Origin of the sequence: Alloalcanivorax xenomutans (assembly GCF_032810065.1) — a bacterium.
GTDB lineage: Bacteria > Pseudomonadota > Gammaproteobacteria > Pseudomonadales > Alcanivoracaceae > Alloalcanivorax > Alloalcanivorax xenomutans.
The window spans coordinates 2,846,459-2,870,065 of sequence record NZ_CP136538.1; the positions used below are offsets into that span (position 1 = coordinate 2,846,459).

Genomic DNA, 23,607 nt, shown 5'->3' on the forward strand with positions numbered 1-23,607 from the left:
TGTCCCATACTATGCCGCCTTCATAAACTGGTGAGAAAACAGGCCCGCGGCGCCTTGGCGTCGAGCGGCCGGACGGGCTCCTGTGATGACCGACTACCTGCTCATTCTTGTCAGCGCGGTGCTGGTGAATAACTTCGTGCTGGTCCAGTTCCTGGGCCTCTGCCCGTTCATGGGTGTCTCCAACAAAGTGGAGACCGCCATCGGCATGTCCCTGGCCACCACTTTCGTGTTGACGCTGTCGTCGGTGCTCGCCTATCTCACCTGGGCTTATATCCTCCAGCCGCTGTCGCTGGAATACCTGCGTACCATCAGTTTCATTCTGGTGATCGCGGTGGCGGTGCAATTCACCGAAATGTTCGTCAAGAAAGCCAGCCCGCTGCTGTATCGGGTGCTGGGGGTGTTCCTGCCGCTGATCACTTCCAACTGCGCGGTGCTTGGCGTGGCGCTGCTGAACGTGCGCCAGGAAGACGCCACCTTCATGACCTCACTGACCTATGGGTTCGGCGCCGCCCTCGGTTTTTCCCTGGTGCTGATACTGTTCGCCGCCATGCGTGAGCGGATCGCCGCCGCCGACGTGCCGGAAGCGTTTCGCGGACCCAGTATCGGCCTGATCACCGCCGGTCTGATGTCACTGGCGTTCATGGGGTTTTCCGGGCTGGTGAAGATATGAAGAGACGGGATACCAAGCGCCCGGCGTCTCCGGAGGCGCGATCATGACCACGATCCTGATTGCCATCGCCGCGCTGCTGGCCCTGGCCGCCGTGTTCGGCGCCGCGCTGGGCTTCGCCTCGGAGAAATTCAAGGTCGAGGGTGATCCCATCGTCGATCAGATCGACGCCCTGTTGCCGCAAACCCAATGCGGCCAATGCGGCCATCCCGGCTGCCGTCCCTATGCCGAAGCCATCGCCAACGGCGAGGAACACAACCGCTGCCCGCCCGGCGGCGAGGTAACGGTGGAAGCGCTGGCCGAACTGCTTGGCCGCGAAGTGCTGCCGCTGGACGACGACGGCAGCGAGGATGCCACGGTGAAGAAAGTGGCCTACATCCGCGAGGACGAGTGCATCGGCTGTACCAAGTGCATCCAGGCCTGCCCGGTGGACGCCATCGTTGGCGCCGCCAAACTGATGCACACGGTGATCGTCGATGAGTGCACCGGCTGCGATCTGTGCGTGGAACCCTGCCCGGTGGACTGCATCGACATGGTGCCGGTGGCCCCGACCCTGGGCACCTGGACCTGGCAGCGGCCGGCCGGCGCCGGCCAAAGCCCCGAACAACGCATCGACGTGGTGAATCTGTGATGTTGGCGAGACTGTTCCGGGGCGGCACCCGCGAAATTTTCGACTTCCCCGGCGGCATTCATCCGCCGGAGCACAAAAGCGAATCCAACACCACGCCGATCCTCCCCGGCCCGCTTCCTTCGCAACTGATATTGCCGTTGAACATGCATATCGGCGCCCCCGCCCGGCCCTTGGTCCAGGTTGGTGACAAGGTGCTCAAGGGACAGCATCTGGCCGAAGGCAACGGTGCCGTCAGCGCCCCGGTCCATGCACCGACGTCCGGCACCGTCGTTGCCATCGGACCGCGTCCGATCCAGCACCCCTCCGGCATGGACGCCCCATGTCTGGTATTGGAACCGGACGGCGAGGACCGCTGGGGAGACCGGGCGCCGCTGGATGACCCTTTCGCGCTGAGCCCCGGTGAATTGCTGGAGCGCATCGCCGAAGCCGGCATCGTCGGCCTTGGCGGCGCCGGTTTCCCCACCTCGGTGAAGGTGTCACTGGGCGATCATCAGCGCGTGCGTGAACTGATCGTCAACGGGGTCGAGTGCGAACCCTTCATTACCGCCGACGACCGCCTGATGCGCGAAAGAGCGGCGGATATCGTCCAGGGTATCCAGGTACTGCAGTATTTGCTGAATCCGGAACGGACCCTGCTCGGCATCGAGGACAATAAACCGGAAGCCGCCGCCGCTTTGCGCGCTGCCGCCGTCGGCGCCGATATCGACGTCCGCGTGGTGCCCACCAAGTACCCCTCCGGCGGCGAAAAACAGCTGATACAGCTGCTCACCGGCAAGGAAGTGGGCAGCGGCGGCCTGCCGATCCAGGTAGGCGTGGTGTGCCAGAACGTGGGCACCGCCTACGCTCTGAAGCGGGCCTTGTTCGACGGCGAGCCGCTGATCAGCCGCATCACCACGGTGACCGGGGACGCGGTGGCACGGCCCGGCAACTATGAGATTCTGCTCGGCACCCCGGTGGCGGAATTGCTGCAGCACGCCGGAGTCGACAAGACCCGGCTGCAACGGCTGGTGCTGGGTGGCCCGATGATGGGCTTCACTCTGCATAATCCGGCGATCCCGCTGGTGAAAACCAGCAACTGCCTGATCGCCGCATCCACCGATCTGTTGCCGGAGCCGGAGCCGGAGCAGGCCTGTATCCGCTGCGGCGCCTGCGCCGATGCCTGCCCCGCCAGCCTGTTACCCCAACAGCTGTACTGGTACGCCAAGAACGACGACCTGGAGCGGGCTCAACAGCAGAACCTGATGGACTGTATCGAGTGCGGCGCCTGCGCCTATGTCTGCCCCAGCCATATTCCGTTGGTGCAGTACTACCGCTATGCCAAGGGCGAGATCCGTATCCAGGCGGCGGAGCGAGCCAAGGCGGACCGCGCCCGTGAGCGGTTCGAGGCCCGCCAGGCCCGGGTGGAAAAGGAGCAGGCCGAGAAAGAGGCACGCCGCCGCGCGCGCCAACAGGCCAACCGCGCTCCCGCAGCCGCCGGTGACAACGCCGCTGCCCTCAAGCAAGCCTCGTTGGACGCCTCCAAGGCCTATAAAGCAGCGGTCAAGGCCGCCAAGGAAGCGGAAAACCGGGGTGATCCGGATCTGACCCGCTATCAGGCCGAAGTGGAGAAGCGGAAAACCGCCGCGGATCAGGCCAAAGCGGCGGTACGTGACGCCGGCAAGGCCGCGCCGCCGTCCACCGACACCCACCCCAAGGCCGAGGCGGACCTCAAGAAGCAGGTCGCCGACGCCTCCGCCGCTTACAAGAACGCTCTGCGCGAAGCCAAGGCCGCGCTGGCGGAAGAGCGGGAGGATGCCGCCACGCTGCAAAGCCGGGCGGAAACCCTGAAAGCAGAGGCGGACCGGCTCAAGGCCGCCCTGCGTGATGCCCGTGCCGGTCAGCCCGCCAGCGCCCCCATGGCCGCCCCGGATCCGGTGGAAGCACTGAAAAAAGCAGTGGCCGAAGCCTCGTCCGCCTACAAGGCGGCAGTGAAGGCAACCAAGGAGGCGGAACAAAACGAAGCCGATGACGCGGCCCTGTTGCGCGCCGAAGCCGACCGCCTGAAGGCCAAGGCGGACGAACTCAAGCAACAGCTGCGGGACGCCAAGGCCGCGGCGCCCGCCACGCCAAAAGCAGCGCCGTCCCCGGCCGCCGCTGCCGCGCCGACAACAACCGAACCAGCCGGCGCCGGTGGCCAAGCGTCCGCAAGCGACGAAGAAGCAGCCAAGCAGCAAAAACGCCTGAATGCCTTGAAGACCGCCTACAAGATGGCGCACAAGCAATACAAGGAAGCCCATTCCGCCCTCGACCGGGCCCGCCGCGACGGCGCCGTGGATCTGGCCGCGATGGAAGCCCGAGTGGAGAAGCTCAAGAGCAAAGCCGACCATACCCGCGATGCCCTGGATGCCCTGATGGACGAAACCAAGGCATCGCTGCTCGCCCATACCGGCAAGGATCTGAAAACCCTCAAGCTGGACGCCGCCCGCGCGGAAACAGCGCTGCGGGACAAGAGCGACGAGTTGAAACGCCTGCGCGATACCGCCGACGAAGACACCCTGAAACGACTGACCTCGGAGCTGGGCACCCTGGAACACGACGCTCATCTGGCGCGGCGGGCCCTGAAACAGGCCCTGGAAGAACACGGGCTGACGGAAGAATGAATCCTATCGGAACACCAGGAGCGCAACGCACATGGCGCTGATCAACGCCTCATCGCCCCATACCCGGGGTCCCGTCGACACCGGCATGGTGATGCGCCAGGTAATCTACGCCACCCTGCCCGGCCTGGCGATACTGACACTTTTGTTCGGCATCGGCACTTTGTTGAATGTGGTCTGGGCGATACTGGTGGCGGTACTCTGTGAAGCGGCCATGCTGCGTGCTCGCGGCCGTCCCATTGCATTGTACTTGCGCGATGGCAGCGCCGTGGTCACCGCCGTGCTGCTGGCTCTGGCCCTGCCCCCCACCGCGCCCTGGTGGCTGACGTTTATCGGTGTGGCGTTCGCCATTGTCGTCGCCAAGCAGCTGTACGGCGGCCTGGGCATGAATCCGTTCAACCCGGCCATGGTCGGCTACGTGCTGCTACTGATCTCCTTCCCGGTAGCGATGACCAACTGGGTCGGCGGCGCTCCCTATCGCACTCCCGATGTTCTGGAAAGCGTATTCCAGTTCCTCGGGCATGGCGCGCTTGACGGCCTTTCCGGGGCAACCCCTCTGGACACCTTTCGCACCTTCGCCGGCAACGCCGATGCGCTGGATCGCATGATTGTTTTGCATGGTCGCTGGGCCGGGCTCGGCTGGGAATGGGTCAATCTGGCGTTTCTGCTTGGCGGGCTATACCTGCTGTTCCGTCGCGTGATCGGCTGGCATATTCCGCTGGCCTTTCTCGCTGGCCTTGCCCTGCCGGCGCTGATCGCCTGGCAGATTGACCCGTTGCGTTATGCCGATCCGCTGTTTCATCTGTTTTCCGGCGGCACCATGCTTGGCGCCTTTTTCATCGCCACCGATCCGGTCAGCGCCGCCACCAGCTCACGTGGGCGTCTGATCTACGGCGCGCTGATCGGAATACTGATTTGGGTGATCCGCACCTATGGCGGCTATCCGGACGCGGTGGCGTTCTCGGTGCTGCTGTTGAATCTGGCGGCCCCGTTCATTGATTACTACACCCGGCCGCGCACCTATGGCCACGAGCGCGCCAAGCGGGGAGCCGGCTCATGATTGGCCAGGCGATTACCCGCAACGCGGTGATTCTCGGTCTGTTCGCCATCGGCACCGCCGCCACTCTGGCGCTGACCAATCAAGCCACCCGGCAGCGGGTGGAGTGCAACCGGCAAGCCGCCCTGGCGGACGCTCTGGCCCAGGTGATGCCACCGGCCCGGCACGACAATCCGTTATTGGATGACAGCATTACCGTTACCGACCCCTTACTGGGCCACGGCGAGCATCATCTCTACCGTGCCCGTCTTGGCGGCGAGGCCAGCGGCGCGGTACTGGAAGCGGTGGCGCCGGACGGCTACGGTGGTGATATCCGTTTGATCGTCGGCGTCGACCGTGACGGCACCGTACTCGGCGTGCGCGTGGTGCCACCGCATAATGAAACCCCGGGGCTGGGCGATAATATCGAAATCCGCAAATCCGATTGGATTCTGGGATTCAACGGCACTTCCCTCGAGCAGCCGTCCGCTTCGGGATGGGCAGTGAAGAAGGACGGCGGCCGGTTTGACAGTTTCACCGGTGCCACCATCACTCCCCGGGCGGTGGTAAGCGCCGTGCATGGCGCCCTGCGTTACTATCAGGCGCACGGAGATGAGGTGTTCAAAGCGCCCGCCCAAGCGCAGACAACGGAGAGCTGTGATGGCTGACGTGGATTACGGCAAGATCACCCGCGATGGGTTGTGGAATAACAATCCGGCCACCGTGCAGATTCTCGGCCTGTGCCCACTGTTGGCGGTGACCGGTTCTGTGGTCAATGCTCTTGGTCTGGGCCTGGCCACGCTGGTGGTGCTGATGGGGTCCAACGCCGCCGTGTCGCTGATCCGTCACTATGTCACCGACGCCGTACGGTTGCCCGCCTTTGTCATGATCATCGCCGCCATGGTGACGGTGATCGAGATGCTGATGCAGGCGTTCACCTTCGAGCTGTACCAGATTCTGGGGATCTTTATTCCTCTGATCGTGACCAACTGCACCGTGCTCGGACGCGCCGACGCTTTCGCCAGCAAGCACGCGTTGCTGCCGGCGGTGACCGACGGTTTCATGATGGGCCTGGGTTTTCTGATCGTGCTGGTGATTCTTGGCGCCCTGCGCGAAGTGGTTGGCGCCGGCACCCTGTTCGCCAATATGCAATTGCTGCTCGGCCCCTGGGCGGAACAGCTGCGAATCGAGATCATCCCCAACTACGGCGGCTTCCTGCTCGCGGTCCTTCCCCCCGGGGCCTTCCTGGGGCTGGGTCTGATCATCGCCGGCAAGAATGTCATCGACAAACGGATGAAAGCCGCCAAACAGCGCCGAGAGGCCCCTTCCTCCTCCGGCAGCCGCCGCGTCCGCACCACCGGTAAAGTCAGTTGATCGGAACCGGCGGGTCACGCCGGTTTCACCTTTCTTTCGCCTGAAAAGCCGCTCTGATAACCAAAAATTTGGTGTGCCGCCAGTCGCGATTTTACTACTGTTATACAACGGGTCGGCCAAAATCCACGATAATAAGCTCATACAACGGCAAACTTTAATAAAAGGAGACCCCCCATGAAGAGTGCAGCCCTTGTCGCTTTGACCGTCGTGGGTACCGTTGCCGTGGCCGGGATCGGATATGGCGCCTACCAGGCAATAGCCCCGAAACAGTCCGGCTATGCCGAGGTGACGAACGTGGAACCCATCGTCAAGAAATGGCAGGAACCCCGCGAGGTCTGTCAGGACGTGGCGGTACAACGTCAGGCTCCGGTGAAGGATCAGCATCGTATTACCGGTAGCGCCATTGGCGCCGTGGTCGGCGGCGTGATCGGCCATCAGTTCGGTGGCGGCAGCGGCAAGGACGCGGCCACCGCGGGTGGTGCCATCGTTGGCGGTATCGCCGGCAACCAGGCGCAGAAGAAAATGCAGCAAAACAACACCGTCACCACCACCGAGCGGCGTTGTAACACGGTAATGGACAACAAGAGCTCCGTGGAGGGCTACGAGGTCACTTACGTGTTCGACGGTAAGAAAGACACCATCAAAATGGACAACAAACCGGGTGACCGGCTGCGTATTGAGGACGGCCACGTCATCACCCAGTAAGGACGCAAAACCGAAAAAGCGCTCACCATCAAAAAGGCCGCTGGAAAGGATTCCAGCGGCCTTTTTTTCAGTTGACAGCGAAAAGACAAAGAAAAGACAAAACAGCCTGATCTTTAGCCGCTGTGGGCAGCTTGCTTGCAAGCGAATGGGGGTCGCTCAGGTGTTTGCAATATTCCTGTTTTTATTTTTCCGCGGTCAACTGTCCACTATCAACTGTCAACTGCCTTTCAGCCACCGAGTACAGTGACGAACCCCTGAATGATGGTGGCGTTGACGATATCGACGATGAAACCGCCCACCACCGGAATGATGATGAAGGCCAACGGCGAGGGACCGTGATGCTGCGTCACCGCCTGGATATTGGCCACCGCGGTGGGCGTGGCACCCATGGCGAAACCGCAATGGCCGGCGCACAGCACCGCGGAATCGTAGTTCCGGCCCATCACTCTGAACGTGACAAAAACAATAAAACTGACCGCCAGCGCCACCTGAACCAGCAGCATGGCCAGCATCGGCAGCGCCAGATCCACCAATTGCAATAACTGCAGACTCATCAGCGTGATGGCAAGAAACACGCTCAGCGAGGTGTTGCCCACCATCTCGATGGTGGCGTCATTCACCGGCCACAGCCGGCGGGCCAGGTTACCCAGCAGAATGCAGACGAACAGCACCCAGACGAAGGTCGGCAGGCGCACCCAGTGCTGGGAGTAGTGTTCCGCCACGGAACCCACCACCACACCGATGGACAACAGCATGAGAATACGCACCACACTGGCGGCGGCAATGGGACGGGGCTTTTCCGCGCCATCGTATTCGCCATCCTCGCGGCCAGCGGGGACCTGCAGCCTATAGCGCCGAATCAGCATCATTGCCAATGGCCCACCCAGTAGCGCCCCGAATACCAGACCAAAAGTAGCGGACGCCGCGGCCAGTTCGCTGGCGCCGTCAATACCAAAGTTATTGGCAAAGACTTCGCCCCAGGCGATACCCGTGCCGTGGCCGCCGGTCATGGTGATCGAGCCTCCCAGCAGGCCGTAGAACGGTGACAGTCCCAGCAGTTTGGCCATCAGGACACCGGCCACGTCCTGCAGAAATACCAGGATGATCACCAGAATCGCGAACACCAGCATCGGCCAGCCACCCTGGCGCAGCAAACGAAAATCCGCGGCCAGGCCCACCGCGCCGAAGAAAAACAGCATGGCGGGGCCTTTCAGAGCATCATCGAAGGCCAGCGATACACCCGCCAGCTGCAGACCGGTGACCAGCAGCGTGGCAAGCAGCCCGCCCACCACCGGTTCCGGCATATTGAGGTCGGACAGAATACGGAACCGATGAACCAATAACTGCCCCACTACCAATACGATGAGGGCCACCATCAGGGTTTCCATGGCGGAAAACTGCATACTCACTCCCTTTTCCTTCGCCCTCTTACCGGGGACATGGGCAATCTGTTTTTGACGCGGGGAAGTCCGGTTCGTTCCGACGTGGCGATAGCGCCCTGATTCGCTATACTGCGGCGATCTGATTCAGGAGCAGGCATGAATCGCGAGAAACGCACGGAAATTTTCCGCCGTCTGCGGGCACAGCGTCCTCACCCCACCACGGAACTGAACTACAACACCCCTTTTGAGTTACTGGTGGCGGTGGTGCTGTCCGCCCAGGCCACCGATGTCGGCGTCAACAAGGCCACCGATCGCTTGTTTCCGGTGGCCAATACGCCGGAAGCGATTCTGGCATTGGGCGTGGACGGTTTGAAGGAATACATCAAAACCATTGGGCTGTTTAATTCCAAGGCCAATAACGTCATTAAACTGTGCGAGCAGCTGCTCGCCTTTCATGGTGGCGAAGTGCCGCGTGATCGCGCCGCTCTGGAGGCGCTGCCCGGCGTCGGCCGTAAAACCGCCAACGTGGTGCTCAACACCGCCTTCGGTGAGCCCACCATCGCCGTGGACACCCATATTTTCCGCGTGTCCAATCGCACCCGCATCGCACCGGGGAAAAACGTCAACGAAGTGGAGCAACGCTTGCTCCGGGTCGTCCCGGAGGAATTCAAGCGTGACTGTCACCACTGGCTGATCCTGCACGGGCGTTACACCTGCGTGGCTCGCAAGCCAAAGTGCGGAGAATGCATCATCGCCGATCTGTGCGAGTTTCCGCGGAGTCAGCGGCCGGTGTAAGCCCCATCCGTATCCTGGTGCCAGCCCGCCCTATACGGCGGCACATCCAGCGCTGATTCGCTGCCAGGGCAGCGAAAGACCTGTTACTACCATGGCTCCCGGACAAGCCGGGAGCCGGGTTTCACTTACAACGTCAGCCGGTCGCGGATCGCCTGCAGGGTTTTCTCACCAATGCCCTTGATCGCCAGCAACTGCTCCACATCCTGAAACGGCCCTTCCTGTTCCCGCCAGGCAATGATCGCCTCGGCGGTCTTCGGGCCGACGCCCTTGAGCAATTGCAGTTCCGCCGACGTGGCCTGATTCAGGTTGATGGTCTGTTCCACCACCGCCGAAGCCGTGGCACTGTCCAGCGCCGGATCCTCCGCTGCCTGGGCGGTCTGGGTCCAGACCGCCGATCCCAGCAACGCCGCCACCAAACACAATGCACGATAGAGTTTCATTCCCTTCTCCTTAAGGTTTGTTGTTGGAGAAGACACTCTAAACGGGACGCGCGGAGCAGGCTGTCCGCCATTTCAGACAGTTATCGTCAGTGTTTCAGGACAAACTCTGTAGGATTTCGTCCACCACCGCGGCCGGCTCCGCCGCCTGGGTGATAGGGCGGCCGATAACCATGTAGGAGACGCCCTGCTCGCGGGCCTGGCGCGGGGTCATGATGCGGCGCTGATCGTCACTGGTACTGCCCTCGGGACGAATGCCCGGTGTCACCAGCAGGAAGTTCTCGCCCCGGGCGCGACGCAGCACCGGTGCTTCCAGGGCGGAACAGACCACGCCATCCAGACCGCTCTCCTCGGTCAATCGCGCCAGTGCCATCACCTGCTCCTCGGCGGCACGGGCAATGCCCACTTCACGCAGATCGTCGCTGGTCTGGCTGGTCAATACCGTCACCGCGGTAAGCAAGGGCCGGCGGGCGGCACCTTCCAGCGCTTCCCGGGCGGCGCTCATCATGCGCTTGCCGCCACTGGCATGCACATTGACCATCCACACGCCCAATTCGGCGGCGGCACGCACGGCGCCGGCCACGGTGTTGGGGATGTCGTGATACTTGAGGTCCAGAAACACGTCAAAGCCCTGGTCCTGTAACGCTCTCACCACATCGGGACCGGCCCGGGTAAACAGCTCCTTGCCCACTTTTACCCGTACCCGGGCGGGGTCCAGCCGCGCCGCCATGGCCAGGGCGTCCTCGGCGCGAGGGTAGTCCAGAGCAACGATAATGGGACTGCTGGGGGTCACGATTTGGCGTCTCCTTCGGATCGCGGTTTGATGGTGCCCCAGCGGCGGCAACTCGGGCAGCGCCATTGCAACAGCGGCGTGGTAAAGCCGCAACGACGGCATTGATAGATGGTGCGGTCGCTCATCAGCCTTTGCGTCAATTGCTTGAGCAATTCGAGCTGTTCACGGGCTTCGCTTTGATCAGCCACCTGCAGATTCATATCGATCAGGCGATCCAACCCCCGAACGGAGGGGTTGGCCTGCATGTACTCGGCGATGAATTTGGCCGCTTCACGATCGCCATAGCGCTCCTTGAGCTGACCGGACAGCACCAGCACCCGGGCGGTGCTGGGATGCTCGGCGCTGTAGTCGGCGAGCATGCGGATGAAGTCCTCTTCCTGCTCCAGTTGTTCATAGCACTGACGCAGATCGTCCAGGTATTCATCGAAGAAGTCGCGGTCCTGATCCCAGATGCGGCGGAAGGCGGCGATGGCCGCTTCCCAATTCTGTTCGCGCATTTCCAGGCGCCCCAGATCGACGCTGGCGCGCACGCACTCCTTATCGAAGCCCAGGGCGCGGCGCAACGTGCGGCGGGCCGGCCCCAGTTCGCTACGGGCCACCTGCCCTTCCGCCTCCTCGCAGCAATACTGGGCCAGAATCGGCGCGATCTTGGCGTCGCCCTTGATCAGCCGCTCGCCCATGGCAATGGCATTGGGCCAGTCACGCTCCTGCTCATAGAGCTTCATCAGCTGACGCGTTACCTGCTCGCGCTGCTCACAATCCTGGTCGAGCATTTCCAGCAGCACTTCCTCGGCGCGGTCGAACAACCCGCCGGCGAAATAATCCTCGGCCAGCTCAAGCTGGATCTGCTCCTGGGTGGGCCGCGGCAAATCGCCGCTTTCCAGCAGGTGGGAGTGGATCAGGGTGGCACGGTCGAACTCGCCTCTTTTGCGAAACAGGCGCGCCATGCTGAGGTGGGTTTCCAGGGTCTGGGGGCTGACTTCCAGACTGCTGAGCAGGGCTTCCACCGCCTTGTCCGGCTCCTCGTTGAGGAGGAAGTTGAGCCCGGCCACGTATTCCTGGGACAGCGACGCCATGCGCCGCCGTTGCCGCCGCTTGCCTTCACGCCGCCCCAGGAAGAACCCCATGGCGATGGCGAAGAAGAACAGCGGTATCAGCCATAGGGGTTCACTCATGAACGGCTTCCAAACAACCCACGCAGTCCTTTAAAGCCCAGCCCGGTGAGCAGCCCGGCCAACAGGCCCACGGCAAGCAGACCCACGGCAAGCACGCCCAGGCTGACCTGCCAGCGCCATCCCTGGATCAACATATCCAGAGTCACCATTTGAGTGTTGGCGGTAACAAAGAAGAATGCGGCCAGGAAAATGGCCAGCAGTACCAGAATCAACAGAGCACGGTAGAGAGTTCGCATGTCGGTCAGGCCCCGGTGTCGTCGGTATCAGCCCCGGATGGCCTTGGCGCTGTGGCTGGCATGGTGGCGCCGCTCGCTCCGGTGCTCGTTATGGTCGCCCCCGTCATCGTCCTGCATGGCACGATTGACCCGTTCACGCAGGTCCTTGCCGCATTTGAAGTGGGGAACGTATTTGCCTTGCAACTCCACGCTGGCGCCGGTCTTTGGATTACGGCCCACGCGCGGGGCGCGGAAATGGAGGGAGAAGCTGCCGAAACCCCGAATCTCGATGCGTTCGCCTTCTACCATGGCGTCGGCCATGTAGTCGATCAGGGCTTTGATGGCGAGTTCCACGTCCTTGGTGGAGAGATCATTGCTGGTGTAAGTTCTGGCGATCCGAGCGATGAGTTTGGACTTGGTTAACGCAGATGCCATTACAACCTACTCCCCTGGGCTCCCTGCCCAGCGGGGCCGGCCTCGTGGCCGGCCCCCGGGAGGAGCCGTTATGACTCGTTGCTGTTTTCCATTTGCTGCTTGATCAGGTCACCAATGGTCTTCGGAGCATTGGCTTCCTGGCCTTGCAGGTTGTCCATGGCCTCGCGATCCTGAACCTGATCCTTGGCACGCACGGACACATTGATGGAACGGTTCTTACGGTCGATGTTGGTGATCCGGCCTTCCACCTCGTCACCCACGTTGAGAACCTGGGAAGCGTCGTTAACGCGATCACGGCTGATCTCGCTGGCACGCAGGTAACCTTCCACGTTTTCAGCCAGCTCGACGGTGGCGCCTTTGGCGTCCACGGCCTTGACCGTACCCTTAACGATGCTGCCCTTCTCGTTTGCAGCAACATACTGAGCAAACGGATCGTCTGTCAACTGCTTGATTCCAAGGGAAATTCTTTCGCGCTCGGCATCGATGGACAGAACCACGGTTTCCAGCTCGTCACCCTTGTTGAAGTTGCGTACCGCGTCTTCGCCGGCTTCTTCCCAGGAGATGTCGGAAAGGTGCACCAGACCGTCGATACCGCCTTCCAGGCCGATGAAGATGCCGAAGTCAGTGATGGACTTGATCTTGCCGGAGATGCGGTCGCCTTTCTGGTAGTTGGTGGCGAAAGCTTCCCACGGATTGGACAGACACTGCTTGATGCCCAGGGAAATACGACGGCGATCTTCGTCGATATCCAGGATCATCACTTCCACTTCGTCGCCGATCTCTACCACTTTGGACGGGTGGATGTTCTTGTTGGTCCAGTCCATTTCGGAAACGTGAACCAGGCCTTCCACACCTTCCTCGATCTCGGCGAAGCAGCCGTAATCGGTAAGGTTGGTAACACGCGCCTTGACGCGGGCACCTTCCGGGTACTTCTGCACGATGTCGTGCCACGGATCCTCGCCCAGTTGCTTGAGGCCCAGGGAGACACGCATTTTCTCGCGGTCGAACTTGAGTACCTTGACTTCGATTTCCTGGCCCACTTCGACGATTTCGCTGGGATGCTTGATGCGCTTCCAGGCCATGTCGGTAATGTGCAGCAGGCCATCGATGCCGCCCAGATCCACGAACGCACCGTAGTCGGTCAGGTTCTTCACGATACCCTTGACCACCATGCCTTCCTGCAGGGATTCCAGCAGAGCTTCGCGCTCGGCGGAGTGTTCCGCTTCCATGACCGCGCGGCGGGAAACCACCACGTTGTTGCGCTTCGGATCCAGCTTGATGACTTTGAAGTCCAGATCCTTGCCTTCCAGGTGGGTGACATCGCGAACCGGACGGATATCCACCAGGGAGCCTGGCAGGAACGCGCGGATCGGACCGATATCCACGGTGAAACCACCTTTGACCTTGCCGGAGATCTGACCTTTGACGATCTCGTCTTTGTCGAAAGCCACTTCCAGTTCGCCCCAGACTTCGGCGCGCTTGGCTTTCTCACGGGACAGGCGGGTGAAGCCCATGCCATCATCGATGGCGTCAACGGCAACTTCCACCTCATCGCCTTCGGCGATTTCCAGTTCACCGCTCTCGCTGATGAACTCGTCGCGGGAGATGATGCCTTCGGATTTCAGACCGGCGTTGACCACCACCCAGTCGCTGTCGATGGCGACCACGGTGCCGCGGATGATGGAACCACGGGCAACGTCCAGGTCCTTAAGGCTTTCTTCAAAAAGTTCGGCAAAAGATTCAGTCATGAAAAAACGTCTCACGATACACGCGCCAGCCAGCAGACGCGGGTTATGGATAAAGCGATCACCACCCCAAGCTGGTTTACTGTAAGGGGCTGGCGTTCGTTATGCAGCAACGGCTCCAGCCGCACCACCGCAATCAGGGCGCGTCCGAAGCCGTTTAAAGAGCCGGTTCGGGCTCTGAAAACCAATTGTGCCTGATCGTCAGATCAGTGAGCGGGCCGCTGCCTCATCGAGGATACGCGCGACCACCTGATCCACAGTCAGGTCCGTGGAGTCCAGCTCCAGGGCATCTTCCGCCGGTTTCAGCGGTGCCACGGAGCGCTTCATATCCCGCTCATCACGAGTACGAATATCCTCCACAAGGGCCGCGAGGGTAGCATCAAACCCCTTTTCTTTCAACTGATTGTAGCGCCGCCGGGCGCGCTCCTCGGCGCTGGCGGTCAAATAGATCTTCAGCGGGGCGTCACGAAACACCACCGTGCCCATGTCACGACCGTCCGCCACCAATCCCGGCGCCTGGGCGAACGCCCGCTGACGTGCGAACAAGGCATCGCGAACCGGCTGCAACACCGCCACCTGGCTGGCCAGTTCGCCCACGCTTTCCTGGCGGATCTCCTCGCTGACGTCGGTTTCCTCGAGCACCACGCGGGTGTCCCCGCCCCGCTCCACGAACCGGACAGGCAGATTCTCCGCCAGGTCCACCAGCTCGAGCTTGTTATCCAGGGCCACCCCCTGGTGTCGCGCATGCAGCCCCAGCACCCGGTACAGGGCGCCGGAATCAAGCAGATGCCAGCCCAGCGCGGACGCTACCCGCCGCGCCACGGTGCCCTTGCCGGAGGAAACCGGTCCGTCAATGGCGATAATAGGAATCATCGAACCTCCAGGCCCAGCCCCAGCGACCGCATCAGGTCGGCGAACCCGGGGAAGCTGGTGGCCACAGTGGCACAATGGCGAATGGTGATCGGCGCCGTGGCGCGCAGCCCGGCAATGGCGAAGCTCATGGCGATCCGGTGATCATCGTGGGATTCCACCTCGGCACCACCGAGAACACCGCCGGTAATGCGGATGCCATCCTCGAACACCTCCAGATCCACGCCCAGGGCGCTCAGGCCGTCGGCCATCACCTGAATGCGATCGGACTCCTTCACCCGCAGTTCCTCGGCGCCGTGCAGCACGGTGTCGCCTTCAGCACAGGCGGCGGCGACAAAGATCGCCGGAAATTCATCAATGGCCAGCGGCACCAGCTCGGCGGGAATCTCGATACCCTTGAGCGGCGCGCTTCTGACCCGCAGATCCGCCACCGGCTCGCCGCCGCTGTCACGTTGATTCTCCAGGGTGATATCGGCCCCCATCAAACGCAGGATATCGATCACGCCGGTACGGGTCGGGTTGATGCCGACATGAGGCAGCAGCACGTCACTGCCCGCCGCGATGGAAGCGCCAACCAGCAGGAACGCGGAAGAAGAAATATCCGCCGGAACTTCCAGATGACAAGCGCGCAGGGCGCCGCCCCCGGTGACCGCGCGTAGCGGCCCTTCACTGCGCACCGGATAACCGAAACCGGAGAGCATGCGTTCGGTGTGATCGCGGGTCGGCGCCGGTTCCGTCACCGCTGTCTCGCCCTGGGCGTAAAGCCCTGCCAGCAACAGCGCGGATTTGACCTGGGCGGACGCCATCGGCAAGTCATAATGAAAGCCCTTGAGTGTCTGCCCGCCACGGATCCGCACCGGCGGGCGGCCGCCGTCGCCGGTTTGAATACTGGCGCCCATTTCCCGCAGCGGTTTGGCCACCCGTTCCATCGGCCGCTTGGACAGCGAAGCATCACCGGTGAGGGTAACGTCAAACGCCTGACCGGCCAGCAGCCCGGTGAGCAAGCGCATGGAGGTGCCGGAGTTGCCCATGTAGAGCGGCTTGCCCGGGTCCTTCAGGCCGTGCAAACCGACCCCATGCACGGTGACCTTGCCGTTATGGGGGCCTTCGATCACCACGCCCATGTCACGGAACGCCTGCAAGGTGGCAAGCGCGTCCTCCCCTTCGAGAAACCCTTCCACTTCCGTGATGCCGTCAGCCAGAGCGCCGAGCATGATGGACCGGTGGGAAATGGATTTGTCGCCGGGTACCCGGGCGCGGCCCCGCAGGCTGCCACCGGGCTGAACCACGAAGGTGGGATCGTGCTGATCGCTCATGCTGCTCTCGTTATCCGAATGGCGCGCCTGCGTATAGGAGGTCCTCGCATTGAGCGCCAGAAAATGGGCCCGTGCCGTGTTGGCGCGGGTCATGATACCCATCAGGGCGTCGGAGTCACCGGCCTCGATGGCGTCACGGAAACCGTCGATGCCATCCCGGAACAGGGCCAGAGCATCCAGCACCGCCCGCCGGTTCTCCTGAAAGATATCGTGCCACATCACCGGGTCGGAACTGGCGATACGGGTGAAATCGCGGAATCCCCCGGCGGCGTAGCGGAAGATCTCCGTGGAATCGCCCTGGCGTGCCAGGGTATCGACCAGGGAAAACGCCAGAAGATGGGGCAAATGGCTGGTTTCCGCCAGCACGCGGTCGTGATGCTCCGGCGTCATCTCCAGCACTTCGCTGCCCAGCGCGGTCCACAGTTCGCGCACCGCGCGGGTGGCCGCCGGATCGGTCTGCGCCAGCGGCGTGAGAATCACCCGGTGATCCTGGTAGAGGCCGGCGTCGGCGGCGGCCACGCCGCTGGTTTCCTTGCCGGCGATGGGATGTCCGGGCACGAAGCGGGAAAAATGCCCCCCCAGCGTCCGGCGAGCAGCGGCGATGACACTGCCCTTGACGCTGCCGCCGTCGGTGACGATGGCGCGCTCCGACAGCCCCGGCGCCAGCGCCGCCAGGGAGCGCTCCATTGCTGACACCGGCGTCGAAAGCAACACCAGATCGGCGCCACGCACCGCCAACGCCAGATCCTGGCTGCCTTCATCGATCAGCCCCATGGCCAGGCCCTGTTCCAGGGTCCGGGCGGAACGGCTGCCGGCCACCAGCGTGCCCGCCAGGCCCCGCTCCCGCAAAGCGGCGGCGAAAGAGCCGCCGATCAGGCCCAGCCCGATGATCGCCACCCGTCGAAACAGCGGGGCGTCACGGCTCATCAGCGCGCCCCCGCTTTGATGACCTTGCCCAGGGCCTTCAGGAAACGTTCGTTTTCCCGCGCCGTGCCCACCGTGACGCGCAGGTGGTTGGGCAGACCATAGCCGCCAAGCGGGCGCACGATGACGCCTTCACGCAGCAGCGCCTCGTACACCGGCAAGGCCTCACCGGCGCAATCCACGGTAATGAAGTTGGCCACCGAGGGAATATGCTCCAGCCCGAGCTGATTCAGCCCTTCCACCAACTGGCCGAGACCGGCGGTGTTCTCGCAGCGGGAGTTCTCCAGATGGTCGGTATCGTCCAGCGCCGCCTCGGCGGCGGCCAGGGCGGGGATATTGACGTTGAACGGCTGACGCACCCGGTTGAGGATATCGGCCACGTCCGGATGCGACACCGCATAGCCCACCCGCAGCCCGGCAAGCCCGTGAATCTTGGAAAAGGTGCGGGTGACGATCAGGTTCGGATAGCGCGCCAGCCGGCGCAGACCGTCGGGGTAATGGGCCTCTTCCACATACTCGAAATAGGCCTCGTCCAAAACCACCAGTACATCTTCCGGCACCCGCTCAAGGAAACGGTCCAGCGCCACATCATTGAACCAGGTGCCGGTGGGGTTGTTCGGGTTGGCCAGGAACACGATACGGGTGTTCTGGTTGATGGCGTCCGCCATGGCGGCCAGATCGTGGCCATAGAGATGCGCCGGCACCATCACCGGTTTGGCCGAGCAGGCCACGGTCACCAATGGATAGATGGCGAACGCGTATTCCGCGTAGACCGTCTCTTCCCCGGGCTGCAGATAAGCCCGGGCCACCAGTTCGAGAATATCGTTGGAGCCGTTACCCAGGGTGATCTGATTGCTGTTGACGCCGAGCTTTTCCGCCAGCGCCGTCTTCAGGCCGAAGCCGGCGCCGTCAGGATAGAGGTGAACCTGCTCCAGCGCCCGCTTCGCCGCTTCCAGCGCTTTGTGACTGGGCCCCAGAGGGTTCTCGTTACTGGCCAGTTTGATGATGTCGCGAATACCCAGTTCCCGCTCCAGTTCCTCGATCGGTTTACCGGGAGAATAGGGTTGCAGCCGCTGCACACCGCCGTTAGCCAGTTTGATGTAATCGCAGGTCATGGTGTTTCCTGTTTGTTCAGGCCGAATCCACGGCCTTTTCTACAATACCGCTTTGGGGTAGGAGCCCAGGATACGGATGGTGTTGCCATCCCCTTCCAGCTTTTCCAGCACGCTCTTCAACAGCGGATCTTCCTTGTGCCCTTCGCAATCGATGAAGAACACATAGCTCCAGTTGGCGGTACGTGACGGACGGCTTTCCAGACGGGTCAGGTTGACGCCCTGTTCGCGGAACGGCAGCAGCATATCGGAAAGTAGCCCGGGGCGATTCTTGCCGGTGACCAGCATGCTGGTCTTGTCACGGCCGGACGGCGGCGTGTCCTGGCGTCCGATCACCAGGAACCGTGTGGTGTTGTCCGGACGGTCCTCGATATTACTCTGTACCCGCTCCAGCCCATAAAGCTCGGCCGCCATGTCGCCGGCGATGGCCAGCGCGTTCCATTCGTCACGCAGCCGCCGCGCGGCCTCCGCATTGGAACTCACCGGAATACGCTCCACCGTGGGCAGATGCGCATCCAGCCACTGGCGGCACTGGGCCAGGGTTTGCTGGTGCGAATAAACGCGGGTGACCTTGTCACGGCGGGTGTGAGGTCCCGCCAGCAAATGGTGGTGGATGCGCAGCTCCACCTCGCCGCAGATTTTCAGGCTGGAGGACATGAAGGTGTCCAGGGTATGGCTGACCATGCCCTCGGTGGAGTTTTCCACCGGCACCACGCCGTAATGGGCGGCCCCGGCTTCCACTTCACGGAACACTTCGTCGATCGCGCCAAGCGGCACGCTTTCCACCGCGTGGCCAAAGTGCTTGATCGCCGCCTGCTGGGTGAAGGTGCCCTCCGGTCCCAGGAATGCCACCCGCATGGGCTGTTCCAGCGCCAGGCAAATACTCATCACCTCGCGGAACAGCCGGGCCATGGCCTCACCGTCGATGGGGCCCTGGTTGCGCTCCTTGATACGCTGCAGCACCTGGGCCTCGCGTTCAGGGCGATAGAACACCGGATTGCTGTCCTCGCGGCGCTTCACATCCGCCACCGCATGGGCCAGTTCGGCCCGGCGATTGAGCAACGTCTGGAGCTGCTGATCCAGAGCGTCGATTTGATCCCTCAGGCTGTCCAACGAATCGGTCATTGTCTCTCTCGCTTGCACGCCGGCACGGATAACGCCCGCGCACCGCGGGGGGCGCACGGCCGGATTGTGCCACCATTGTTTCCCATCGTCTTTGCGGGCACCACCGGCAATCGCCATATCCGCCGCTTTCGACACCCCCACCCAACATGGCGTGCCAGCGCGTTATACGCGTGCCGGCGTTTCGCGCGTTAGCGCTTTACCCCTTTCGCTTCTCGAAATCCGCCATGAACGCCACCAGGGCCTCCACCGCGGCCTCCGGCACCGCGTTATAAATGCTGGCCCGCATGCCGCCCACGCTGCGGTGACCTTTCAGATTGTGCAAACCGGCGGCGCCCGCCTCGGCCAGGAAAACCTTGTCCAGATCGCTGTCGGCCAACACGAACGGCACGTTCATCCAGCTGCGATTGGCCTTCTCCACCGGGTTGCTGTAGAAATCGCTGGCATCAATGAAGTCGTACAGCCGCGTCGCCTTGCGCTCATTGATGGTGGCCATGGCGGTCAAGCCGCCCTGCTCCTTGAGCCACTGGAACACCAGACCGGCCAGATACCAGGCGAAGGTCGGCGGCGTGTTGTACATGGAATCGTTGTCGGCGTGGATCTGATAGTTCAGCATCGCCGGCACTTTGGCCCCCGCGCGCCCCAGCAAATCGCGGCGCACGATCACCAGGGTGATGCCGGCCGGGCCGATATTCTTTTGCGCGCCGGCGTAGATCAGGCCGAACCGGTTCACGTCCAGGGGCCGGGACAGGATGGTGGAGCTCATGTCCGCCACCAGCGGCTTGTCCACCTCGGGAATGAAGTCAAACTCCAGGCCGCCGATGGTTTCGTTCGGACAGTAATGCACGTAATCGGCATCGGCGGACAAGGTCCAGTCCGCTTGCGGCGGCACATAGCTGAAGTTGCGATCCTCGCTGCTGGCCGCCACGTTGATGTCACCGTAACGGCGCGCTTCCTTGATCGCTTTGCTGGACCACTGCCCGGTGTTGACGTAGTCCGCCTTGCCGTTGTCCCCCATCAGGTTCAGCGGCACCATGGCGAACTGGGTGCTGGCGCCGCCGTGCAGGAACAACACCGCGTAATCGTCGGAGATACCCAGCAAATCCCGCAGATCCTGCTCCGCACGCTGGGCCAGTTCCACCACCACCTGATCACGGTGGCTCATTTCCATCACCGACATGCCGGTGCCGCGAAAATCCAGCAACTCTTCCTGGGCTTGACGCAACACCGCTTCCGGCAACGCCGCCGGACCAGCGCAAAAGTTGAAAGCGCGGGACATTCAGTTTCTCCGTATCGATAAAACGGCCCGGTCGAACCGGGCCGGAATGGTCATGCCGGGAGCAGGAAACGGAACCTCAGTCTTCTCCGTTTCCGTCTTCTTCCGGATTCTCTTCCAGGTCGTCGACGACGTCCTCCGCGCCTTCCAGCTCGGGAATGGTGGCCAGACCGGACAGCGCCTCACCATCACCAAGACGGATCAGGCGCACACCCTGGGTGTTACGGCTCAGATGGCTGACCTCATCGACCCGGGTACGCACCAGCGTGCCCTGGTTGGAGATCAGCATGATGTCCTCCTCGCCAAATACCTGAGCGGCGCCGACCAGAGAACCGTTGCGCTCATTGACCACCATGCCGATCACACCCTGGGTGCCGCGCCCCTTGGTCGGGAACTCGCTCAGATCGGTACGCTTGCCATAGCCGTGCTCGGACGCGGTCAGCAGTTGGCCGCCTTCCTGCGGTACGATCAGCGCGATCACTTCCTCGCCATCGGCGACTTTCATGCCGCGCACGCCCCGCGCGGTGCGGCCCATGACCCGAACCTTGGATTCCTGGAAACGCACCACTTTGCCGTTGCCGGCCACCAGCACCACATCCTCGGCGCCCTGGGTAATGGCCACGTTCACCAGGTGCTCGCCTTCCTGCAGTTTGACCGCGATCAGACCATTGCTGCGCGGCCGGGCGAATTTGGCCAGTTCGGTGCGTTTCACCACACCATTGGAAATGGCCATGAAGATGAACGGGCCGGGAGTGGTATCCACTTCTTCCACACCCTCGGCGTCTTCGATGACATCGGCGCCTTCCGCCTCGTTCTCGTCCTCGTCGTCGGTATTGCCCTGCTGACGCACCATTTCCGCGTCCAGCCGCAGGATAGCGGTGATCCGCTCTTCCTTCTGCAACGCCGGAATCAGATTGACGATCGGTTTACCGCGGGAGTTGCGCCCGCCCTGCGGCAATTCGAACACCCGCAGCCAGTACACCTTGCCGATGCTGGTGAAACACAACAGCGTATCGTGGGTGCCGGCCACCAGCAGCTGCTCGACATAGTCCTCATCCTTCACCGTCGTCGCCGCCTTGCCGCGACCGCCGCGACGCTGCGCGGTATAAGTGTCGATGGGTTGAATCTTGGCGTAACCGCCGTGGCTGAGTGTGACCACCACGGTTTCCTCGGCGATCAGATCTTCCATGCTCAGGTCGGAGCGGGAAGTCTGAATTTCGGAACGGCGCTCATCCGCGTACTCGTCACGAATCGCTTGCAGTTCCTCGCGAATCACCTCAAGCAGGCGCTCCGGGTCGGCCAGAATCAGGCTCAACTCACGGATCTGTTCCAGCAACTCCTGGTAGTCCGTGACCAGCTTCTCCCGCTCCAGGCCGGTCAGTTTCTGCAGGCGCAGATCCAGGATCGCCTGAGCCTGTTCCGGAGACAGGTAGTAAAGCCCGTCACGCAGGCCGAACTGCTCGTCCAGATTGTCCGGACGAGCGATATCCTCGCCACCGGCGCGTTCGAGCATGGTCAGCACATCGCCGGGCTGCCAGCCCTTGGCCAGCAGCTTTTCCCGGGCCTCGGCGCCGCTCGGCGACGCCTTGATCAGTTCGATCACCGGGTCGATGTTGGCCAGAGCCACCGCCAGGCCTTCCAGCAAATGCGCCTTTTCCCGTGCTTTGCGCAATTCATAGACGGTGCGGCGGGTAACCACTTCGCGGCGATGCCGCAGGAAAGCGTCCAGCAGCTGGCGCAGGTTCAGTGTCTTCGGCTGGCCGTCTTCCAACGCCACCATATTGATGCCGAACACCGACTCCATCTGCGTCTGCTGATAGAGATTGTTGAGCACCACGTCACCGTTCTCGCCACGACGCAGCTCGATGTAGATGCGCATGCCCTCTTTGTCGGACTCGTCGCGCAGCTCGGTGATGCCTTCGATTTTCTTCTCTTTGACCAGCTCGGCGATCTTCTCGATCAGCCGCGCCTTGTTCACCTGATACGGCAGCTCGGTGACGATGATTGCTTCCTTGCCGCTCTTGTCCGCCTCTTCCACGGTGGCGCGGGCGCGCACGTAGATACGGCCCCGGCCGGTACGGTACGCCTGCACGATGCCGGCGCGGCCATTGATGATGCCAGCGGTGGGGAAGTCCGGGCCCTGGATGTATTGCATCAGGTCGTCCGGGGTCAGGCTGTCGTCGTCGATCAGCGCCAGACAGCCGTCGATCACTTCGCCCAGATTGTGCGGCGGAATGTTGGTGGCCATGCCCACGGCGATACCGGAGGAGCCATTGACCAGCAGGTTCGGCACCCGCGTGGGCATCACTTCCGGGATCCTCTCGGTGCCGTCGTAGTTGTCGACGAAATCCACCGTTTCCTTGTCCAGATCGGCCTGCAGCTCGTGGGCGATCTTGGCCATGCGCACCTCGGTGTATCGCATGGCCGCGGCGGAGTCGCCATCGATGGAACCGAAGTTGCCCTGCCCGTCCACCAGCATGTAGCGCAGCGAGAACGGCTGGGCCATACGCACGATGGTGTCGTATACGGCGGAGTCACCATGGGGGTGGTACTTACCGATGACGTCGCCCACCACCCGGGCGGACTTCAGGTACGGCCGGTTCCAATGGTTGTTGAGCTCGTGCATGGCGAACAACACACGCCGGTGCACCGGTTTCAGGCCGTCGCGCACGTCGGGCAAAGCGCGTCCGACGATCACGCTCATGGCGTAATCCAGGTACGACTGTCTCAGTTCGTCCTCGATATTGACGGGTGTGACTTCTTTTGCGAGGTCCGTCATGGCGTTCCTTTTGTATCCTCGGTGGCGTGGGTGACGCTCCTGGAAAAGTCAACGATGATAGCACAGCTTGAGAAGCTCTGAATAAGTATTCCGGCTGGGGGCCGATGGTCGACATGACGGCCGATAAGCCACTGGCGTCCCGCGACAGGCCTGCACGCCAGCACGCTCCATTCGCGGCCGAG

At 62.4% G+C, this 23,607-nt stretch carries 21 protein-coding genes; 8 read left to right on the forward strand and 13 right to left on the reverse strand.

Annotated features, from left to right (window positions below; translation table 11 throughout):
• The first annotated feature begins 85 nt into the window (after positions 1-85).
• The 7 genes from rsxA (at position 86) to RYH70_RS13100 (ending at position 7,049) form a co-directional block, all read left to right on the forward strand.
• Positions 86-670, forward strand: a complete 585-nt coding sequence (gene rsxA, locus RYH70_RS13070; RefSeq protein WP_022996454.1) for an electron transport complex subunit RsxA — start codon at positions 86-88, stop codon at positions 668-670.
• Between the two features lie 43 nt (positions 671-713).
• Positions 714-1,298 carry an electron transport complex subunit RsxB gene (rsxB, locus tag RYH70_RS13075; protein ID WP_014995295.1) on the forward strand — a complete coding sequence of 195 codons (585 nt, stop codon included), beginning with the start codon at positions 714-716 and terminating at the stop codon, positions 1,296-1,298.
• Entirely contained in the window at positions 1,298-3,937 is a 2,640-nt protein-coding gene (rsxC, locus tag RYH70_RS13080; protein ID WP_317009244.1) for an electron transport complex subunit RsxC, read from the forward strand. The genes rsxB and rsxC overlap by 1 nt, the downstream gene beginning before the upstream one ends.
• A gap of 31 nt (positions 3,938-3,968) precedes the next feature.
• Positions 3,969-4,994, forward strand: coding sequence for an electron transport complex subunit RsxD (gene rsxD, locus RYH70_RS13085; RefSeq protein ID WP_022996452.1), 1,026 nt, complete (start codon positions 3,969-3,971; stop codon positions 4,992-4,994).
• On the forward strand, positions 4,991-5,638 hold the full coding sequence (gene rsxG, locus RYH70_RS13090) for an electron transport complex subunit RsxG (protein ID WP_022996451.1): 648 nt from the start codon (positions 4,991-4,993) through the stop codon (positions 5,636-5,638). The genes rsxD and rsxG overlap by 4 nt, the downstream gene beginning before the upstream one ends.
• The gene (locus RYH70_RS13095) at positions 5,631-6,344 is read left to right on the forward strand and encodes an electron transport complex subunit E (RefSeq protein ID WP_063140721.1); all 714 of its coding nucleotides are present in this window, start codon (positions 5,631-5,633) and stop codon (positions 6,342-6,344) included. The genes rsxG and RYH70_RS13095 overlap by 8 nt, the downstream gene beginning before the upstream one ends.
• Before the next feature lie 174 nt (positions 6,345-6,518).
• Positions 6,519-7,049 (forward strand): glycine zipper 2TM domain-containing protein, encoded by a 531-nt coding sequence (locus RYH70_RS13100; RefSeq protein WP_022996449.1) that lies wholly within the window; start codon positions 6,519-6,521, stop codon positions 7,047-7,049.
• A gap of 227 nt (positions 7,050-7,276) precedes the next feature.
• Here RYH70_RS13100 and gltS read toward each other — a convergent pair whose 3' ends face one another.
• Positions 7,277-8,452: a sodium/glutamate symporter gene (gene gltS / locus RYH70_RS13105; RefSeq protein WP_116027247.1), complete on the reverse strand. Its 1,176-nt coding sequence runs from the start codon at positions 8,450-8,452 to the stop codon at positions 7,277-7,279.
• 135 nt (positions 8,453-8,587) lie between these two features.
• Between gltS and nth the strand changes: the two genes are divergently transcribed.
• The gene (gene nth / locus RYH70_RS13110; protein WP_022996447.1) at positions 8,588-9,226 is read left to right on the forward strand and encodes an endonuclease III; all 639 of its coding nucleotides are present in this window, start codon (positions 8,588-8,590) and stop codon (positions 9,224-9,226) included.
• A gap of 125 nt (positions 9,227-9,351) precedes the next feature.
• Here nth and RYH70_RS13115 read toward each other — a convergent pair whose 3' ends face one another.
• The 12 genes from RYH70_RS13115 to gyrA form a co-directional block, all read right to left on the reverse strand.
• Positions 9,352-9,666 carry a ComEA family DNA-binding protein gene (locus RYH70_RS13115; RefSeq protein ID WP_063140719.1) on the reverse strand — a complete coding sequence of 105 codons (315 nt, stop codon included), beginning with the start codon at positions 9,664-9,666 and terminating at the stop codon, positions 9,352-9,354.
• A gap of 94 nt (positions 9,667-9,760) precedes the next feature.
• Positions 9,761-10,456: an orotidine-5'-phosphate decarboxylase gene (gene pyrF, locus RYH70_RS13120; RefSeq protein WP_022996445.1), complete on the reverse strand. Its 696-nt coding sequence runs from the start codon at positions 10,454-10,456 to the stop codon at positions 9,761-9,763.
• Positions 10,453-11,631: a lipopolysaccharide assembly protein LapB gene (lapB, locus tag RYH70_RS13125; protein ID WP_022996444.1), complete on the reverse strand. Its 1,179-nt coding sequence runs from the start codon at positions 11,629-11,631 to the stop codon at positions 10,453-10,455. The genes pyrF and lapB overlap by 4 nt, the downstream gene beginning before the upstream one ends.
• Positions 11,628-11,867, reverse strand: coding sequence for a lipopolysaccharide assembly protein LapA domain-containing protein (locus RYH70_RS13130; protein WP_022996443.1), 240 nt, complete (start codon positions 11,865-11,867; stop codon positions 11,628-11,630). Before RYH70_RS13130 ends, lapB begins: the two co-directional genes overlap by 4 nt.
• Before the next feature lie 27 nt (positions 11,868-11,894).
• On the reverse strand, positions 11,895-12,281 hold the full coding sequence (ihfB, locus tag RYH70_RS13135) for an integration host factor subunit beta (protein WP_014995307.1): 387 nt from the start codon (positions 12,279-12,281) through the stop codon (positions 11,895-11,897).
• A gap of 68 nt (positions 12,282-12,349) precedes the next feature.
• On the reverse strand, positions 12,350-14,029 hold the full coding sequence (gene rpsA, locus RYH70_RS13140) for a 30S ribosomal protein S1 (protein ID WP_022996442.1): 1,680 nt from the start codon (positions 14,027-14,029) through the stop codon (positions 12,350-12,352).
• A gap of 198 nt (positions 14,030-14,227) precedes the next feature.
• Positions 14,228-14,899, reverse strand: a complete 672-nt coding sequence (gene cmk, locus RYH70_RS13145) for a (d)CMP kinase (protein WP_022996441.1) — start codon at positions 14,897-14,899, stop codon at positions 14,228-14,230.
• Positions 14,896-17,139, reverse strand: a complete 2,244-nt coding sequence (locus RYH70_RS13150) for a bifunctional prephenate dehydrogenase/3-phosphoshikimate 1-carboxyvinyltransferase (protein ID WP_022996440.1) — start codon at positions 17,137-17,139, stop codon at positions 14,896-14,898. The genes cmk and RYH70_RS13150 overlap by 4 nt, the downstream gene beginning before the upstream one ends.
• Complete coding sequence (gene hisC, locus RYH70_RS13155) at positions 17,139-18,251, reverse strand: histidinol-phosphate transaminase (protein WP_022996439.1); 1,113 nt, start codon at positions 18,249-18,251, stop codon at positions 17,139-17,141. The genes RYH70_RS13150 and hisC overlap by 1 nt, the downstream gene beginning before the upstream one ends.
• A 39-nt stretch (positions 18,252-18,290) precedes the next feature.
• Complete coding sequence (gene pheA, locus RYH70_RS13160) at positions 18,291-19,373, reverse strand: prephenate dehydratase (RefSeq protein WP_022996438.1); 1,083 nt, start codon at positions 19,371-19,373, stop codon at positions 18,291-18,293.
• 196 nt (positions 19,374-19,569) lie between these two features.
• On the reverse strand, positions 19,570-20,649 hold the full coding sequence (serC, locus tag RYH70_RS13165) for a 3-phosphoserine/phosphohydroxythreonine transaminase (protein ID WP_026949179.1): 1,080 nt from the start codon (positions 20,647-20,649) through the stop codon (positions 19,570-19,572).
• 76 nt (positions 20,650-20,725) lie between these two features.
• A complete protein-coding gene (gene gyrA, locus RYH70_RS13170; protein WP_022996436.1) occupies positions 20,726-23,425 on the reverse strand; it encodes a DNA gyrase subunit A in 2,700 nt (899 codons plus the stop codon).
• Between the last annotated feature and the right edge of the window lie 182 nt (positions 23,426-23,607).

Excerpts from the sequence above, each read along its gene's own strand:
- rsxA (WP_022996454.1), top strand. The coding sequence starts at position 86 with ATGACCGACTACCTGCTCATTCTTGTCAGCGCGGTGCTGGTGAATAAC.
- rsxB (WP_014995295.1), top strand. The coding sequence starts at position 714 with ATGACCACGATCCTGATTGCCATCGCCGCGCTGCTGGCCCTGGCCGCC.
- rsxC (WP_317009244.1), top strand. The coding sequence starts at position 1,298 with ATGTTGGCGAGACTGTTCCGGGGCGGCACCCGCGAAATTTTCGACTTC.
- rsxD (WP_022996452.1), top strand. The coding sequence starts at position 3,969 with ATGGCGCTGATCAACGCCTCATCGCCCCATACCCGGGGTCCCGTCGAC.
- rsxG (WP_022996451.1), top strand. The coding sequence starts at position 4,991 with ATGATTGGCCAGGCGATTACCCGCAACGCGGTGATTCTCGGTCTGTTC.
- RYH70_RS13095 (WP_063140721.1), top strand. The coding sequence starts at position 5,631 with ATGGCTGACGTGGATTACGGCAAGATCACCCGCGATGGGTTGTGGAAT.
- RYH70_RS13100 (WP_022996449.1), top strand. The coding sequence starts at position 6,519 with ATGAAGAGTGCAGCCCTTGTCGCTTTGACCGTCGTGGGTACCGTTGCC.
- gltS (WP_116027247.1), bottom strand. The coding sequence starts at position 8,452 with ATGCAGTTTTCCGCCATGGAAACCCTGATGGTGGCCCTCATCGTATTG.
- nth (WP_022996447.1), top strand. The coding sequence starts at position 8,588 with ATGAATCGCGAGAAACGCACGGAAATTTTCCGCCGTCTGCGGGCACAG.
- RYH70_RS13115 (WP_063140719.1), bottom strand. The coding sequence starts at position 9,666 with ATGAAACTCTATCGTGCATTGTGTTTGGTGGCGGCGTTGCTGGGATCG.
- lapB (WP_022996444.1), bottom strand. The coding sequence starts at position 11,631 with ATGAGTGAACCCCTATGGCTGATACCGCTGTTCTTCTTCGCCATCGCC.
- RYH70_RS13130 (WP_022996443.1), bottom strand. The coding sequence starts at position 11,867 with ATGCGAACTCTCTACCGTGCTCTGTTGATTCTGGTACTGCTGGCCATT.
- ihfB (WP_014995307.1), bottom strand. The coding sequence starts at position 12,281 with ATGGCATCTGCGTTAACCAAGTCCAAACTCATCGCTCGGATCGCCAGA.
- rpsA (WP_022996442.1), bottom strand. The coding sequence starts at position 14,029 with ATGACTGAATCTTTTGCCGAACTTTTTGAAGAAAGCCTTAAGGACCTG.
- cmk (WP_022996441.1), bottom strand. The coding sequence starts at position 14,899 with ATGATTCCTATTATCGCCATTGACGGACCGGTTTCCTCCGGCAAGGGC.
- RYH70_RS13150 (WP_022996440.1), bottom strand. The coding sequence starts at position 17,139 with ATGAGCCGTGACGCCCCGCTGTTTCGACGGGTGGCGATCATCGGGCTG.
- hisC (WP_022996439.1), bottom strand. The coding sequence starts at position 18,251 with ATGACCTGCGATTACATCAAACTGGCTAACGGCGGTGTGCAGCGGCTG.
- pheA (WP_022996438.1), bottom strand. The coding sequence starts at position 19,373 with ATGACCGATTCGTTGGACAGCCTGAGGGATCAAATCGACGCTCTGGAT.
- serC (WP_026949179.1), bottom strand. The coding sequence starts at position 20,649 with ATGTCCCGCGCTTTCAACTTTTGCGCTGGTCCGGCGGCGTTGCCGGAA.
- gyrA (WP_022996436.1), bottom strand. The coding sequence starts at position 23,425 with ATGACGGACCTCGCAAAAGAAGTCACACCCGTCAATATCGAGGACGAA.